Source organism: Cryptosporangium sp. NPDC051539 (assembly GCF_044454545.1).
Classification (GTDB): domain Bacteria; phylum Actinomycetota; class Actinomycetes; order Mycobacteriales; family Cryptosporangiaceae; genus Cryptosporangium.
Genome location: NZ_JBITDV010000010.1, coordinates 236895 through 251511 on the forward strand (window position 1 = coordinate 236895; position 14617 = coordinate 251511).

Annotated in this window: 21 protein-coding genes; 1 reads left to right on the forward strand and 20 read right to left on the reverse strand. The window is 68.7% G+C overall.

Annotated features, from left to right (window positions below; translation table 11 throughout):
• The first annotated feature begins 18 nt into the window (after window positions 1-18).
• Complete coding sequence (pgm, locus tag ACIBZJ_RS29505; RefSeq protein WP_395935278.1) at window positions 19-1662, forward strand: phosphoglucomutase (alpha-D-glucose-1,6-bisphosphate-dependent); 1644 nt, start codon at window positions 19-21, stop codon at window positions 1660-1662.
• A 9-nt stretch (window positions 1663-1671) separates the two neighbouring features.
• Here the strand turns inward: pgm and ACIBZJ_RS29510 are convergent, their stop codons facing one another.
• From ACIBZJ_RS29510 to ACIBZJ_RS29605, 20 genes are all read right to left on the reverse strand, one after another.
• Window positions 1672-3006, reverse strand: a complete 1335-nt coding sequence (locus ACIBZJ_RS29510; RefSeq protein WP_395935280.1) for a hypothetical protein — start codon at window positions 3004-3006, stop codon at window positions 1672-1674.
• The gene (gene truA / locus ACIBZJ_RS29515) at window positions 3003-3872 is read right to left on the reverse strand and encodes a tRNA pseudouridine(38-40) synthase TruA (protein ID WP_395935282.1); all 870 of its coding nucleotides are present in this window, start codon (window positions 3870-3872) and stop codon (window positions 3003-3005) included. The genes ACIBZJ_RS29510 and truA overlap by 4 nt, the downstream gene beginning before the upstream one ends.
• Before the next feature lie 15 nt (window positions 3873-3887).
• Window positions 3888-4511: a 50S ribosomal protein L17 gene (gene rplQ, locus ACIBZJ_RS29520; protein WP_395935284.1), complete on the reverse strand. Its 624-nt coding sequence runs from the start codon at window positions 4509-4511 to the stop codon at window positions 3888-3890.
• A gap of 66 nt (window positions 4512-4577) precedes the next feature.
• Complete coding sequence (locus ACIBZJ_RS29525) at window positions 4578-5600, reverse strand: DNA-directed RNA polymerase subunit alpha (RefSeq protein WP_395935286.1); 1023 nt, start codon at window positions 5598-5600, stop codon at window positions 4578-4580.
• Between the two features lie 113 nt (window positions 5601-5713).
• Complete coding sequence (gene rpsD / locus ACIBZJ_RS29530) at window positions 5714-6340, reverse strand: 30S ribosomal protein S4 (protein ID WP_395935288.1); 627 nt, start codon at window positions 6338-6340, stop codon at window positions 5714-5716.
• A gap of 32 nt (window positions 6341-6372) precedes the next feature.
• The gene (gene rpsK, locus ACIBZJ_RS29535; RefSeq protein WP_035857800.1) at window positions 6373-6777 is read right to left on the reverse strand and encodes a 30S ribosomal protein S11; all 405 of its coding nucleotides are present in this window, start codon (window positions 6775-6777) and stop codon (window positions 6373-6375) included.
• A gap of 51 nt (window positions 6778-6828) precedes the next feature.
• Window positions 6829-7209, reverse strand: coding sequence for a 30S ribosomal protein S13 (gene rpsM / locus ACIBZJ_RS29540; RefSeq protein WP_395935291.1), 381 nt, complete (start codon window positions 7207-7209; stop codon window positions 6829-6831).
• 172 nt (window positions 7210-7381) lie between these two features.
• Window positions 7382-7495 carry a 50S ribosomal protein L36 gene (rpmJ, locus tag ACIBZJ_RS29545; RefSeq protein WP_035857802.1) on the reverse strand — a complete coding sequence of 38 codons (114 nt, stop codon included), beginning with the start codon at window positions 7493-7495 and terminating at the stop codon, window positions 7382-7384.
• A 61-nt stretch (window positions 7496-7556) separates the two neighbouring features.
• Window positions 7557-7778, reverse strand: a complete 222-nt coding sequence (infA, locus tag ACIBZJ_RS29550) for a translation initiation factor IF-1 (RefSeq protein WP_035857803.1) — start codon at window positions 7776-7778, stop codon at window positions 7557-7559.
• A gap of 200 nt (window positions 7779-7978) precedes the next feature.
• Window positions 7979-8440 carry a DUF1707 domain-containing protein gene (locus ACIBZJ_RS29555; RefSeq protein ID WP_395935293.1) on the reverse strand — a complete coding sequence of 154 codons (462 nt, stop codon included), beginning with the start codon at window positions 8438-8440 and terminating at the stop codon, window positions 7979-7981.
• A gap of 37 nt (window positions 8441-8477) precedes the next feature.
• Window positions 8478-9299 carry a type I methionyl aminopeptidase gene (map, locus tag ACIBZJ_RS29560; RefSeq protein WP_395935295.1) on the reverse strand — a complete coding sequence of 274 codons (822 nt, stop codon included), beginning with the start codon at window positions 9297-9299 and terminating at the stop codon, window positions 8478-8480.
• A gap of 119 nt (window positions 9300-9418) precedes the next feature.
• The gene (locus ACIBZJ_RS29565) at window positions 9419-10069 is read right to left on the reverse strand and encodes an adenylate kinase (RefSeq protein ID WP_395935297.1); all 651 of its coding nucleotides are present in this window, start codon (window positions 10067-10069) and stop codon (window positions 9419-9421) included.
• Window positions 10069-11400: a preprotein translocase subunit SecY gene (gene secY, locus ACIBZJ_RS29570; RefSeq protein WP_395935299.1), complete on the reverse strand. Its 1332-nt coding sequence runs from the start codon at window positions 11398-11400 to the stop codon at window positions 10069-10071. The genes ACIBZJ_RS29565 and secY overlap by 1 nt, the downstream gene beginning before the upstream one ends.
• A gap of 288 nt (window positions 11401-11688) precedes the next feature.
• Window positions 11689-12159, reverse strand: coding sequence for a 50S ribosomal protein L15 (rplO, locus tag ACIBZJ_RS29575; RefSeq protein ID WP_395935301.1), 471 nt, complete (start codon window positions 12157-12159; stop codon window positions 11689-11691).
• A 4-nt stretch (window positions 12160-12163) separates the two neighbouring features.
• The gene (gene rpmD / locus ACIBZJ_RS29580; protein ID WP_395935303.1) at window positions 12164-12346 is read right to left on the reverse strand and encodes a 50S ribosomal protein L30; all 183 of its coding nucleotides are present in this window, start codon (window positions 12344-12346) and stop codon (window positions 12164-12166) included.
• Window position 12347: 1 nt separating this feature from the next.
• The gene (gene rpsE, locus ACIBZJ_RS29585; protein ID WP_395935305.1) at window positions 12348-12947 is read right to left on the reverse strand and encodes a 30S ribosomal protein S5; all 600 of its coding nucleotides are present in this window, start codon (window positions 12945-12947) and stop codon (window positions 12348-12350) included.
• 40 nt (window positions 12948-12987) lie between these two features.
• Entirely contained in the window at window positions 12988-13383 is a 396-nt protein-coding gene (gene rplR / locus ACIBZJ_RS29590; protein WP_395935307.1) for a 50S ribosomal protein L18, read from the reverse strand.
• Complete coding sequence (gene rplF, locus ACIBZJ_RS29595) at window positions 13383-13922, reverse strand: 50S ribosomal protein L6 (protein ID WP_395935309.1); 540 nt, start codon at window positions 13920-13922, stop codon at window positions 13383-13385. Before rplF ends, rplR begins: the two co-directional genes overlap by 1 nt.
• An 8-nt stretch (window positions 13923-13930) precedes the next feature.
• Window positions 13931-14338 (reverse strand): 30S ribosomal protein S8, encoded by a 408-nt coding sequence (rpsH, locus tag ACIBZJ_RS29600; RefSeq protein ID WP_395935311.1) that lies wholly within the window; start codon window positions 14336-14338, stop codon window positions 13931-13933.
• 91 nt (window positions 14339-14429) lie between these two features.
• A complete protein-coding gene (locus ACIBZJ_RS29605) occupies window positions 14430-14615 on the reverse strand; it encodes a type Z 30S ribosomal protein S14 (RefSeq protein ID WP_073259052.1) in 186 nt (61 codons plus the stop codon).
• Window positions 14616-14617 lie beyond the last annotated feature (2 nt).

The window sequence follows — 14617 nt, forward strand, 5'->3', positions numbered from 1 at the left end:
TTTCGTGAGGAGCTCACCATGTCGACCAATCCGCGCGCCGGGCAGCCGGCCGAGCCGTCCGATCTCGTCGACATCGCCCACCTCATCACCGCGTACTACGCCGAGCACCCCGATCCGGCCACGATCGAACAGCGGGTCGCGTTCGGCACCTCCGGGCACCGCGGATCGAGCCTGAAGCGCGCGTTCAACGACGACCACATCGCCGCGACCAGCCAGGCGATCGTCGAGTACCGCGCCGCGCAGGGCACCGACGGCCCGCTCTACCTGGGCCGCGACACGCACGCGCTGAGCGAGCCGGCCTGGACGACCGCGCTCGAGGTGTTCGCCGCGAACGGCGTCACCACGCTGGTCGACTCGCGGAACGGCTACACGCCGACCCCGGCGCTGTCGCACGCGATCCTGGCCTGGAACCGCGGCCGCACGCAGCACCTGGCCGACGGCGTGGTGGTCACCCCGTCGCACAACCCGCCGGACGAGGGCGGTTTCAAGTACAACCCCACCCACGGCGGCCCGGCCGACACCGACGCCACGAAGTGGATCCAGGAGCGCGCGAACGACCTGATCGCCGACGGTCTGCGGGGAATCAAGCGGGTGCCGTTCGAGCGCGCCCGCCGGGCCGACACCACGTCGACGTACGACTACCTCGACAAGTACGTCGGCGACCTGCCGAACGTCGTCGACCTGGACGCGATCGCGGCCTCCGGCCTGCGGATCGGGGCGGACCCGCTGGGCGGGGCCTCGGTCGCCTACTGGGGCGAGATCGCCGACCGCTACAAGCTCGCGATGACCGTGGTGAACCCGCTGGTCGAGGCCGACTTCCGGTTCATGACGCTGGACTGGGACGGCAAGATCCGGATGGACTGCTCCTCGCCTTCGGCGATGGCGTCGCTGATCACCCGCCGGTCCGAGTTCGACCTCGCCACCGGCAACGACGCGGACGCCGACCGGCACGGCATCGTGACGCCGGACGCCGGGCTGATGAACCCGAACCACTACCTGGCCGTCGCGATCCAGTACCTCTACGCGCACCGCGAGGGCTGGCCGGCCCACGCCGCGATCGGCAAGACGCTGGTCTCGTCGTCGATGATCGACCGGGTCGCGTCGTCGCTGGGACGTCGGCTGGTCGAGGTGCCGGTCGGGTTCAAGTGGTTCGTTCCCGGGCTGCTCGACGGCTCGGTGGCGTTCGGGGGCGAAGAGAGCGCCGGGGCGTCGTTCCTGCGCCGGGACGGGCGGGTCTGGACCACCGACAAGGACGGGCTCATCCTCGACCTGCTCGCGGCCGAGATCACCGCGGTGACCGGCAAGACCCCCAGCGTCCACTACGCGGCGTTGACGGAGCAGTTCGGTGCCCCGGCCTACGCCCGGGTGGACGCGCCCGCCACGCGCGAGCAGAAGGCCCTGCTGGGCAAGCTCTCGCCGTCGCAGGTGACCGCCGAGTCGCTGGCGGGCGAGCCGATCGTCGCGAAGCTGACCTCGGCGCCCGGCAACGACGCGCCGATCGGCGGGCTGAAGGTCGTCACCGAGACGGGCTGGTTCGCGGCCCGGCCCTCGGGCACCGAGGACGTCTACAAGATCTACGCCGAGTCGTTCAAGGGCGCCGACGACCTCGCGCGCATCCAGGAGGAAGCCCGCGAGGTCGTCGGAGCGGCCCTGAAGGGCTGACTTACTAGGCTAAAAAGGGCTCACGTACTGGCGCATCGCGTCGTGGGAGTCGGGAAAGCCGTACTCGCCGAGCAGCATCGCGAAGTTGCCGAAGGGGAGCTCGTCGTAGAGCCACGTACGTGGCGACGCGGCGAGCACCTGGGCCAGCCGCTGCTGGCGACCTTCCAGAGCGGTGAACGGCGTGTTCGCGAACACCGGGCCGTGCGGGCAGGCCAGCCGGAGCGCCTCCCCGGCGACCGTCAGCGCGGGTGACGCCTGCACCTGCGGCAGACGGGCGAGGAACGCGTTGAACGCGTCCGCGTCCACGGCCGGGCCGAGCTGACGCAGCGCGAGCGCCGCGTAGCCGGCCAGGTCGCCGTTCAGGTAGGGCATCCGGACGTCCGGCGCGCTGCCGCCGCCGGCCCAGTGCAGCAGCTCGGCGGCCACGTCCGGCCCGGCCGCGGGGCCGCGCAGTTTCGCGAGCGCGATCGCACCGGCCCAGCGGACGACCGGCCGCGCCTCGGTCAGAGCCCGGAGTGCCATCGACTCGCTACCGGACGCACCCAGCAGCCCGGCCGCGACGACGGCCACCGCGGTCTCGGCCTCGTCGCCGACGGCTGCGAGCGCGTCGAGTGTCACCAGCGAGGCGTCCGGGTCGGCGTCCGGGAACCAGCCGATCGTGTAGGCCGCGACCAACGCGACGCCGTCGTCGTCCGGTAGTGCCCCCATCGGCGTGGACCCGGCCGGCGGGAGCGCGGCCGCCGTGATGCCGGTGCTCCCGGTGGCTCCCTCGGCCACGGCGGCGGCGGACGCGGCGGCGGCCGAGGCGTCCGCACCGAGGGCCGCCGCCGCGGCTTCGGCCTTTCCGGCGGCGACGGCGACCGCGGCGGGCCTGGTGGCCAGACGGCGCAGCAGCGGTAACCCGGCGGCCACGGCGTCGTAGGCCCGCTCCTCGGCCAGCGCGTCGACCTTGGCCTGGTCGTCGATCGACAGACCGTCCCAGCCGCTGCGCAGCACCCGGGCCATCGCGTCCTCGCCGCCGATCGACTGCAGCCGCAGCTCGTCGACCGGCAGGGTCTCGGGCAGCCAGGCCTCGTCGCCGCCGATCGCGATCATCGCCAGCAGCTGCCCGATGAACGCGCGGTCGGGCACGGTCGGGTCGCCCATCAGGTCGAGCAGCAACGGCACCGCGTACGCGCTGGCCGGATAGCGGGTGCCCTGGTGGACGACGCTGCTGAACAGGGCACCGAGCGCCTCGTCCCGGACGTCCGCGTCGTCCGACCGGAGCGCGGCCACGTGACGCGGAACGTCCTCGGCGCTGCCGTAGGCATGGGTCAGGCGGGACCAGTCGACAGAGTGGGTCACGTGCCCATCTTGGTATCGAGCGTCCGGACGCGCCGGGTGAGGTCGATACGGGCGGAGAGCTCGTCGTCGGCCGGGTACTCGACCGCGACCAGCGTCAGTCCGTGCGGAGGCGCCACCGTGACGTTGTTCGCCCGCTCGGAGCGGGTGAGCAGACCGGCCGGCCACTCGGCCGGATGGCGTCCTTCGCCGACGGCCAGCAGCGCGCCGATCAGGCTCCGGACCATCGAGTGGCAGAACGCGTCGGCGGCCAGGTGCGCCTGCAGCACGCGGCCGGGGCCCTCGCCGGCGATCTCCCAGCGGAACTCCTGCAGGCCCCGGACCGTGGTGGCCCCCTCGCGGCGGCGGCAGAACGCGGCGAAGTCGTGCTCACCGAGCAAGTGGCGCGCGGCCTCCCGCATCGCCTCGAGATCCAGGCGCCGCGGCCAGGCCAGCGTGTCGTGGCGGCGCAGCGGTTCGGCTCCCCACGGGGCGTCGGTGATGCGGTACACGTACCGCCGCCGGAGCGCGCCGAAACGGGCGTCGAAGTCCGGGTGCGCGCGCGAAACCGCCCGCAGCCGGACGTCCCCCGGAAGGACACCGGAAAGACGGCGGACCAGGGACGCCTCGAGGGTGTCCCAGACCTCGGCCGGGAGGTCGAGGTGGGCGACCTGCCCGGAGGCGTGGACGCCGGCGTCGGTCCGGCCGGCCACGGTCAGCGAGACGTCGGTGCGGGTGACGCGGGCCAGCGCCTCGGTGAGGACGCCCTGGACCGTGCGCTGGTCCTGCTGGAACGCCCAGCCGGCAAAGCCGGTGCCGTCGTACGCGATGTCGAGCCGCACACGAACGAGCCCGCCGGTGTGGTCACCGGCGGGCCCGTCGTCAGGCATTGGATCCAGCGGGGATCAGGCCTTCTCGTCGCCTTCGGCGGCGTCGGCCTTCGCCTCGGCTGCCTCGGCCTTGGCCTCAGCGGCTTCCGCCTTGGCCTCAGCGGCCTCGGCCTTCGCCTCGGCGGCCTCAGCCTTGGCCTCGGCCACCGTGGTGTCGTCGGCGTCGGTGTCAGCGTCGGTGTCGGTGTCGCCGGACAGGGCCGCGGCCTTGTCGTCCTTGGCGTTGGCGAACCGGGTGCCGCGAGCGCGCTCGGCCTCGCCGACGGCCGCCTGTGCCACGGTCAGCGCCTCGACGAGCTCGATGATCGCCATCGGAGCGTTGTCACCCTTGCGGGGCTCGGTCTTGACGATCCGGGTGTAACCGCCGGGGCGGTTGACGTACCGCGGGCCGATCTCGGCGAACAGGTGACCGACCACGTCCTTGTCCCGCACCAGGCTGAGCACCTGGCGACGGGCGTGCAGGTCTCCGCGCTTGGCGAAGGTGATCAGCCGCTCGGCGTACGGGCGTAGCCGCTTCGCCTTGGCTTCGGTGGTGGTGATCCGGCCGTGCTCGAACAGCGCCCGTGCCAGGTTCGACAGCAGGTGCTTCTCGTGCGCCGGGCTACCGCCGAGGCGGGGACCCTTGGTGGGCGTGGGCATCTTGCTTGCTCCTCGGTTGGCCGCTCCGTGGTCGGACCTGACTCAGGTCCGACCACGGACAGCGGGTTACAGCTGCTCGGTCTCGGCGTAGTCGGCGCCGTCGTAGTCGGCGTCGGAGAAGGTGTCCACGACGTTCGCCGGGTCGAACCCGGGCGGGGAGTCCTTGAGCGCGAGACCCATCGTGGCCAGCTTCATCTTGACCTCGTCGATCGACTTCGCACCGAAGTTGCGGATGTCGAGGAGGTCGGCCTCGCTGCGGGAGATGAGCTCACCCACGGAATGGATGCCCTCACGCTTGAGGCAGTTGTAGGAACGGACCGTCAGGTCGAGCTCCTCGATCGGCAGCGCCAGGTCGGCCGCGAGAGCGGCGTCCTGCGGCGACGGACCGATGTCGATGCCCTCGGCGGTCTCGTCGAGCTCACGGGCGAGCCCGAACAACTCGACCAGGGTCGAGCCGGCCGAGGCCAGCGCCGTCCGCGGGGTGATCGAGTTCTTCGTCTCGACGTCGATGATCAGCTTGTCGAAGTCGGTCCGCTGCTCGACACGGGTCGCCTCGACGGCGTACTTCACCTTCAGCACCGGCGAGTAGATCGAGTCGACCGGAATACGGCCGATCTCCTGCCCGGGCTGCTTGTTCTGGACCGCCGAGACGTAACCACGGCCACGCTCGACGGTCAGCTCCATTTCGAGCCGGCCCTTCGCGTTGATCGTGGCGATGTGCAGGTCGGTGTTGTGCACGGTGACGCCCGCCGGCGGCGCGATGTCGGCGGCGGTGACCGTGCCGGGGCCCTGCTTGCGCAGGTACATCGTGACCGGCTCGTCGTTCTCGGAGCTGATCACGAGCTGCTTGATGTTCAGGATCAGCTCGGTGACGTCCTCTTTCACCCCCGGAACGGTGGTGAACTCGTGCAGGACGCCGTCGATCTTGATGCTGGTGACCGCGGCACCGGGGATCGAGGACAGCAGCGTGCGCCGGAGCGAGTTGCCCAGCGTGTAGCCGAATCCGGGCTCCAGCGGCTCGATCGCGAACCGCGAGCGGTACTCGTTGACGGACTCTTCAGTCAGCGTAGGACGCTGGGTGATGAGCACTTCTTACTCCTGTCGGTCCGGGCATCCGCTATTTGACGCCCGCCTTACCGCGCAGAAGACCTGCGCGGCACTGACAATCGTACGGGGCGGTGCTCATCGCACCGCCCCACCGATTACTTCGAGTAGAGCTCGACGATCAGCTGCTCCTGGACCGGCGTGTCGATGACCTGCCGGGCCGGGAGGGCGTGCACCAGGATCCGCATCTGGCTGGTGAGAACCTCGAGCCAGGCCGGGATCCCGCGCGAACCGGCCTCGGCGCGGGCGACGACGAACGGCGTGAGCTCGCGGGACTTCTCCCGGATCTCGACGATGTCGTTCTCGCTCACGCGGTAGGACGGGATGTCGACCTTGACGCCGTTGACCAGGACGTGGCCGTGGCGGACGACCTGGCGCGCCATGTCACGCGACTTCGCGAAGCCGGCGCGGTACACGACGTTGTCCAGGCGGGACTCCAGGATCTGGAGCAGGATGTCGCCGGTCTTGCCCTGCTTGCGGTTCGCCTCGACGTAGTAGCCGCCGAACTGCTTCTCCAGAACGCCGTAAATGCGCTTGGCCTTCTGCTTCTCACGCAGCTGCAGCAGGTACTCGCTGTCCTTCGTGCGACCGCGGCCGTGCTGGCCCGGCGGGTAGGGCCGGACCTCGATCGGGCACTTCGGCGAGTCGCACTTGCTCCCCTTGAGGAACAACTTCATCTTCTCGCGCCGGCAACGGCGGCAATCAGCACCGGTGTAACGGGCCATTTCTCCTCAGTCTCCTCGTACGTGGGTGCTGATCAGACGCGGCGGCGCTTGGGCGGGCGGCAGCCGTTGTGCGGCATCGGGGTGACGTCGGAAATCGACCCCACCTCGAGACCGGTGGCCTGCAGCGACCGGATGGCGGTCTCGCGACCGGAGCCCGGGCCCTTCACGAAGACGTCGACCTTGCGCATGCCGTGCTCCTGCGCCTTGCGGGCAGCGTTCTCGGCAGCCATCTGGGCAGCGAACGGCGTCGACTTACGCGAGCCCTTGAAGCCCACGTGGCCGGCGGACGCCCAGCTGATCACGTTGCCCTGCGGGTCCGTGATCGACACGATCGTGTTGTTGAACGTGCTCTTGATGTGCGCGTGGCCGTGCGCGACGTTCTTCTTTTCCTTGCGCCGGACCTTCTTGACCCCGGCGCCACGGCTCTTCGGTGGCATTGCTAAAAGTCTCCTCGAGAAATGCGGTAGCTAAGGCTGGGCAGCGGGCGGTTACTTCTTGCCCGGCTTCTTCTTGCCGGCCACGGTCTTGCGCGGGCCCTTACGGGTGCGCGCGTTGGTGTGCGTGCGCTGACCGCGCACAGGAAGGCCGCGCCGGTGCCGGATGCCCTGGTAGCAACCGATCTCGATCTTGCGCCGGATGTCAGCGGCGACCTCGCGGCGAAGGTCACCTTCGACCCGGAACGAAGCCTCGATGTAGTCACGAAGTCGAACCAGGTCTTCGTCCGACAGGTCGCGAACGCGGACGTTCGGGTCGAGCCCGGTCGCCGCGATCGTCTCCAGAGAACGGGTCCGGCCGATGCCGAAGATGTACGTGAGCGCGATCTCCAGCCGCTTTTCGCGGGGGAGGTCTACGCCGACGAGACGTGCCATGGGTGGGCGTACTCCTTCGTCTGCGGAGGTCTGAGCGTCTTCGAGTTCCCGTCTGCCCAGACGGGCCCCGGCCTCCGACCGGGGGTGGGACGCTCGCTTCTCAGCTCACGCCTCGGACGCTTGAATTCGGTTCCCTGCTTCGCACCGCCCTGAGGAGAGGGCGACGGTGCGGTCAGCCCTGGCGCTGCTTGTGGCGCAGGTTCTCGCAGATCACCATGACCCGGCCGTGACGGCGGATCACCTTGCACTTGTCACAGATCGGCTTGACGCTCGGGTTGACCTTCACGGCTGTTCGCCATCTCCTAGAAAACGCCGCCAGCCGTGAGGGACCAGCGCGCTGCTGTCGATTACTTGTAGCGGTAGACGATGCGCCCACGGGACAGGTCGTAGGGCGAAAGCTCCACGACGACCCGGTCCTCGGGCAGGATGCGGATGTAGTGCTGCCGCATCTTGCCGGAAATGTGAGCCAGGACGAGGTGTCCGTTTTGCAGCTCCACGCGGAACATCGCGTTCGGCAGCGCTTCGACCACTCGGCCTTCGATTTCGATGGCCCCGTCTTTCTTGGGCATGTCCTCCGCAATCGTGACGTCGTTCCGGGCCCGGAGGCACCGGCGGTAAAACTCGGTGAGGCGCATCAGGTCTTCAGCCGCGTCCCTCGCTAGACATAGCGAGAGAACAGACGCAAGGCGCCAGCAACTAAGTCTACGTTGTCGGCGCCTGACCCGCCAAACCGGCCCGCTCGGCCGTACTCGTCGCGCCCTCGGGTGGGCTAGTCGCGCTTCCCGGTCAGCCGGTTGGCCAGGAGCACCGCACCCCAGATCCCGATCGGGAAGATCGGCCAGTAGAACGACGGTTCGCCGCGCGCGACGCTGGTGACGGCCCAGATCACCGAGAGGATCAACGCGATCCGCACCCAGCTGCGCTCGGAACCGGTGAGCCCCGCTCGCCTCGGTACCGCGACCTCGGTCGCCCGTTCGCCACCCCCGGCGACCGGAGGCCGAGGGGTGTTGCCGGGCTGCGCGGGAAGGTCAGCGGTGAGCGGCACCAGGTCGGCGTCGGTTTTGGCGGCGTAGGCCGCGGCCGCTCGCTCGTCGAACTCGTGCAGGTCGAGCCGACCCTCGTCCAGGGCCTTCTGCAGCCTGGCGACGACGGTCTGACGCTCCGCGTCCCCGACCCTGAGGGCCGGCGGGGACTGCGGAGGCTCGGGTTTCTCCGGTAACGGCGACGCCATGGGTCCAGTGTCTCTCCCCCGGGCCACCCACGGCGAGTCAGTCTCGCGACTGCTGCCGGGTCACCGCGTCGCCGAGCCGGGCCAGACCGCCGTCGAGGGCGGTCAGCACCCACGGGCCGTCTTCGGTGAGCACGAACGTGTGTTCGGTGTGGGCGGCGCGCGAGCCGTCGATGGTCACGACCGTCCAGCCGTCTTCGAGTTCGACCGTGTCGGGGTCGGCGAACGTGATCATGGGCTCGATCGCCAGCGCCATGCCCACCCGCAGCTTCGGCCCGCGGCCCGGCTTGCCGTAGTTGAGCACGTGCGGGTCCTGGTGCATCTCGGTGCCGATGCCGTGGCCGCCGTAGTGCTTGACGATGCCGTATCCGCCGCCGGCCCGGACCGTGGTTTCCACCGCGTAGCTGATGTCGGTGAGGCGCCCGCCGACCCTCGCCGCGGCGAAGCCGGCCCACATCGCGTCTTCGCAGACCTGGGCCATCGTCAAGTACTTCTCTTCGACCGTGCCCACGCCGACGGTGATCGCCGAGTCGCCGTGCCAGCCGTCGACGATCGCGCCGCAGTCGATCGAGATCAGGTCGCCGTCGTGCAGGACCTGGCCCCGGCTCGGGATGCCGTGGACGACCTGGTCGTTCACCGACGCACAGATCGACGCCGGGAAGCCGTGGTAGCCCTTGAACGACGGAACGCCGCCCATCGACCGGATCGATTCCTCGGCGATCGCGTCGAGTTCTCCGGTGGAGATGCCCGGTGCGACCGCGGCGCGCAGGCGCTCCAGCGTCTTCCCGACGACCAGGCCGGCCTCGCGCATCAGCAGGATGTCGGCGGGTGACTTGAGCTGGATTTCCTGCGTCCTGAACACGTTCCGACAGTACTTCGGGAAGGAACGTGTTTGGAAACCCGGCAGATGGTCATCCCACGCCTTGTGGGGTGGAGACAGGTTGAAGGGCCGGGCGAAAGCCCGGCCCTTCAACCTTCGGTCTATTCGAACGGCCCCAGCGCGTCGATGGCGCGATCGGTGACGTCCTCCACCGGACCGGTGGCGTCGATCCCGACCAGCTTGCCCTGGGCGCTGTAGAAGTCGACCAGCGGCTCGGTCTGCTCGTGGTAGACCTCGAGGCGCTTGGCGATCGTCTCCGGCTTGTCGTCGTCACGCTGGAACAGCTGGCCGTCGCAGCGGTCGCAGACCCCGTCGACGGTGGTCGGATCGAACTCGACGTGCCAGATCTTCCCGCAACCACGGCACGTACGGCGCCCGGAGAGCCGCCGGATCACCTCGTCGTCCTCGACCACCAGTTCGAGCACGACGTCGATCTTGACGCCGAGCTCCTTCAGCATGTCGTCGAGCACCTCGGCCTGCGGGACGTTCCGCGGGAACCCGTCGAGCAGGAAACCGTCGCCTGCGTCCGGCTCGGCGAGACGCTGACGGACCATGTTGATCGTGATCTCGTCCGGCACGAGCTGACCGGCGTCCATGTACTTCTTCGCTTCGACGCCCAGCGGGGTGCCCTGCCCCACGTTGAAGCGGAACAGGTCACCGGTGGAGATCTTGGGCGCGCAGAGGTGAGCTGCGATGAACTCGGCCTGAGTCCCCTTGCCCGCACCCGGGGGGCCGACCAGTACCAGCCGCACTAGCGGAGGAAGCCTTCGTAGTTGCGCTGCATAAGCTGGCTCTCGATCTGTTTAACGGTCTCGAGACCGACACCGACGATGATCAGTACCGCCGTACCCCCGAAGGGGAAGTTCTGCGTGCTGTTGCCGCCGTTGTCGAGTAGTGAGATGAACAAGTTCGGAAGAACCGCGATGATACCCAGGTAGATCGACCCCGGAAGAGTGATCCTGCTGAGAATGTAGCCGAGATACTCCGCGGTCGGCCGACCGGGCCGGATGCCGGGGACGAACCCGCCGTACTTTCGCATGTTGTCCGCGACCTCGGTCGGGTTGAACGTGATCGCCACGTAGAAGTACGTAAAGAAGACGATCAGTGCGAAATACAGCGCGATGTGCACCCAGGAGTCGGCCGGGGTGATCCACTTGTCGACGAACCGCTGCACCGAACCGGGGTTGTTCGGGTCGCCGAGCTGGCTGAACAACTGGGGCAGGTAAAGCAGCGATGAGGCGAAGATCACCGGGATGACACCGGCCTGGTTGACCTTCAACGGGATGTAGGTGGACGTGCCGCCGTACATCCGCCGGCCGATCATCCGCTTCGCGTACTGGACCGGAATCCGCCGCTGCGCCTGCTCGATGAAGACCACCAGGCCGATGACGACCAGGACGACCACGAGCACGATGCCGAAGACGAGACCACCCTTGGTTTCGAGGATGTTCTGGCCCTCGTAGGGGATCCGCGCCGCGATCGACGTGAAGATCAGCACCGACATGCCGTTGCCGACGCCGCGGTCGGTGATCAGCTCACCGAGCCACATGACGACGGCGGTGCCCGCGGTCATCGTCAGCACGAGCGTCGTCAGCGTCAGCCACTCGGGCTGGGCGGTGTTGCTCGGGATGACCGAGAGCGTGCAGCCCTGGAAGAGGTTGCCACTCCGGGCCAGGGCGATGTAGCCGGTCGACTGCAGGATCGCCAGGCCGATCGTCAGATAACGCGTGTACTGCGTGATCTTCGATTGCCCCGCCTGGCCCTCCTTGCGGAGCTGCTCGAGCCGCGGAATGACCACGACGAGCAGCTGCAGGATGATGCTGGCGGTGATGTAAGGCATGATGCCCAGCGCGAACACCGAGAGCTGCAGCAGCGCACCGCCACTGAACAAGTTCAGCAGCGTGAGTACGTCGCTGCCACCACCCGTGTTCAGCTGGTCGATGCACGCGTTGATGTTCGTGACCGACACGCCTGGCGACGGCAGCGTGGCGCCGACCCGGTAGATCGCGATGATGAAGAGCGTGAAGAAGATCTTCTTGCGCAGGTCGGGCGTACGAAACGCCCTACCGAAGGCGGCGAGCACAAGTCCTCCTGCGCACGGACCCCACTGTCGTACAGACGTGGCCCGCTGATCGGTAAGGCCGCGAGTTCCGCACTCGAGGAACTAGCGGCCAAGTCATGGTCGGGGCTGCCCGCTCCGCCGTCAGGCGCGGGCCTGTGTTGCGAACTCTAACAGTCAGTCGGTCTCCCGTGCCCCACGCCGAATCTCGACGGGAGCACAACACCCTGAGAAGGCGCTGAGGAAGCCATAGGGACCAACGACGTCCGGCCCGGGCGAGTTCCGCCCGGGCCGGATACCGGTTGCTGTACTTCAGTCCTCGGACGGCGCAGCCGCGCCGCTGAGCTCGTTGACCGAGCCACCGGCGGCCAGGATCTTCTCCTTGGCGCTGGCCGAGAACTTGTGCGCGGTCGCGGTGAGCGTGACGCCGCCGAGGTCCCCGTCTCCGAGGATCTTCACCGGGCGTCCCGGCCGGACGGCACCGGCCAGGGCGAGCTCTTCCGGACCGATCTCGCCGCCGTCCGGGAACAGCTGCGCGAGCCGCTCCAGGTTGACGACCTGGTACTCCACCCGGAACCGGTTCTTGAAGCCCTTGAGCTTCGGCAGTCGCATGTGGATGGGCATCTGCCCACCCTCGAAGCGAGCCGGAACCTGGTAACGGGCCTTGGTTCCCTTGGTACCGCGACCGGCCGTCTTACCCTTGGAGCCCTCACCACGACCCACGCGGGTCTTGGGGGTGTGAGCGCCAGGGGCCGGCTTCAGGTGATGGACCTTGAGGGCCATGGCGTTACTCGACCTCCTCGACCGTCACGAGGTGGCGCACGGTGTGAACCATGCCGCGCATCTCGGGGCGGTCTTCCTTCACGACGACGTCGTTGATCCGCTTCAAGCCGAGCGACCGCAGCGTGTGGCGGTGGTTCTGCTTGGTGCCGATCGACGACCGGATCTGGGTGACCTTGAGCCGAGCCACGTCACTCCCCTCCCGCCGCACGAGCCCGCAGCAGGGCGCGGGGCGCGACGTCCTCGAGCGGGAGACCGCGGCGAGCCGCGATGGCCTCCGGGCGCTCGATCATCTTCAGCGCCGCGATCGTGGCGTGCACGATGTTGATCGCGTTCGACGAGCCGAGGCTCTTGCTCAGGATGTCGTGGATACCGGCGCACTCCAGCACCGCGCGCACCGGGCCACCGGCGATGACACCGGTACCGGGGCTGGCGGGCTTCAGCAGGACGACGCCAGCGGCGTCCTCGCCCTGCACGGGGTGCGCGATGGTGGAGCCGATCCGAGGCACCTTGAAGAAGTGCTTCTTGGCCTCCTCGACACCCTTCGCGATGGCGGCCGGCACCTCCTTCGCCTTGCCGTAGCCGACACCCACGGTGCCGTCGCCGTCGCCCACCACGACCAGCGCGGTGAAGCTGAACCGACGACCACCCTTGACGACCTTCGCCACACGGTTGATCGCGACTACGCGCTCGATGTGCGGCGACTTCTCCGGGGCCGATCCGCCCCGCCCGCCGTCGCGGCGGTCCCGGCGCTCGCCGCCTCCACCGCCTCGGCGCTGCTGACCAGGCATCAGACGTTCCCCTCGTAGCTGATTACGGTGCTGTTGTTCATCAGAACTCCAGCCCACCCTCGCGGGCGGCGTCGGCCAGAGCCGCGATCCGCCCGTGGTACTTGTTGCCGCCGCGGTCGAAGACGACCGCGTCGATCCCGGCCGCCTTGGCGCGCTCGGCGACGAGCTGGCCGACCTTCTTGGCCTGGGCCGACTTGTCTCCGTCGCCACCCCGGATCGAGGTGTCGAGGGTCGAGGCCGACGCCAGCGTGCGGCCGGCGGTGTCGTCGATGACCTGGGCGTAGATGTGCCGGGTCGACCGGGTGACGACGAGACGCGGACGCGTCTCGGTGCCCGCGACCTTCTTCCGGAGGCGGAAGTGACGGCGTGCCTTGCCCACCCGGCGGACGGCGGAGACGCCGGCCCCGGACTTGCGGTGAAGCAGCTGAGCACCCATCACTTACCTGCCTTTCCGGCCTTACGCCGGACGTTCTCGCCCTGGTAACGAACGCCCTTGCCCTTGTAGGGCTCCGGCGGACGAATCTTGCGGATGTTGGCGGCGACCTCGCCGACCAGCTGCTTGTCGATGCCCTCGACCACGAACGTGGTCGGCTTCTCGACCCGGAAGGTGATGCCCTCCGGCGGCCGGACGGTGACCGGGTGGCTGAACCCGAGCGCGAACTCGAGGTCGGAACCCTTGGCCTGGACGCGGTAACCGGTGCCCTGGATCTCCAGGGTCTTGCTGTACCCGGTGGTGACGCCGGCGATCATGTTGGCCACCAGCGTGCGGGTCAGCCCGTGACGTTCCTTGGACCGACGCTCGTCGTTCGGGCGCGAGACCTCGATCGTCCCGTCGTCCGCCCGGCCGACCGTGATCGGCTCGACGACCTGGTGGGTGAGCGTCCCCTTCGGGCCCTTCACGGTGACGTTCGTGCCGTCGATCGCGACGTCGACGCCGGAAGGGACCGGGATCGGCAGTTTACCGATGCGTGACATGCTCTCCCCTACCAGACGTAGGCGAGGACTTCCCCGCCCACTCCGCGCTTCGTGGCCTGCCGGTCGGTGAGCAGCCCGGATGACGTGGAGATGATCGCCACGCCGAGGCCGCCCAGCACGCGGGGCAGACTGTTGGACTTCGCGTACACCCGCAGGCCGGGCTTCGAGACACGCCGCAGGCCGGCGATGCTCCGCTCCCGGTTGGGGCCGTACTTCAGGTCAACGGTGAGGACCTTGCCAACGGCACCCTCGGCCGGGTCGGCGACGGTCCAGCCGGAGATGTAGCCCTCCTGCTGGAGGATCTCGGCGACGTGGGCCTTGAGCTTCGAGTGCGGCATCGACACGCGATCGTGGTACGCCGAATTGGCGTTGCGCAGACGCGTGAGCATGTCTGCGATCGGGTCGGTCATCGTCATGGGTTCATGCCTTTCTCGCCGCGGTTCCCGAAGGCCTTCGGCGAAGCAGCGGACCTCCGGAGAGGTCCTTCGTTCTTAGTGATGACGAGAGTCACCACGAGGACTTGGTGACTCCGGGAAGCTCGCCGCGGTGCGCCATCTCACGAACGCAGATGCGGCACAGACCGAACGACCTGTACACGGCGCGCGGACGGCCACAGCGCTGGCAGCGAGTGTAGGCGCGCACCTTGAACTTCTGCTTGCCCGACGCCTTCTGGATCAGGGCCTTCTTCGCCATGC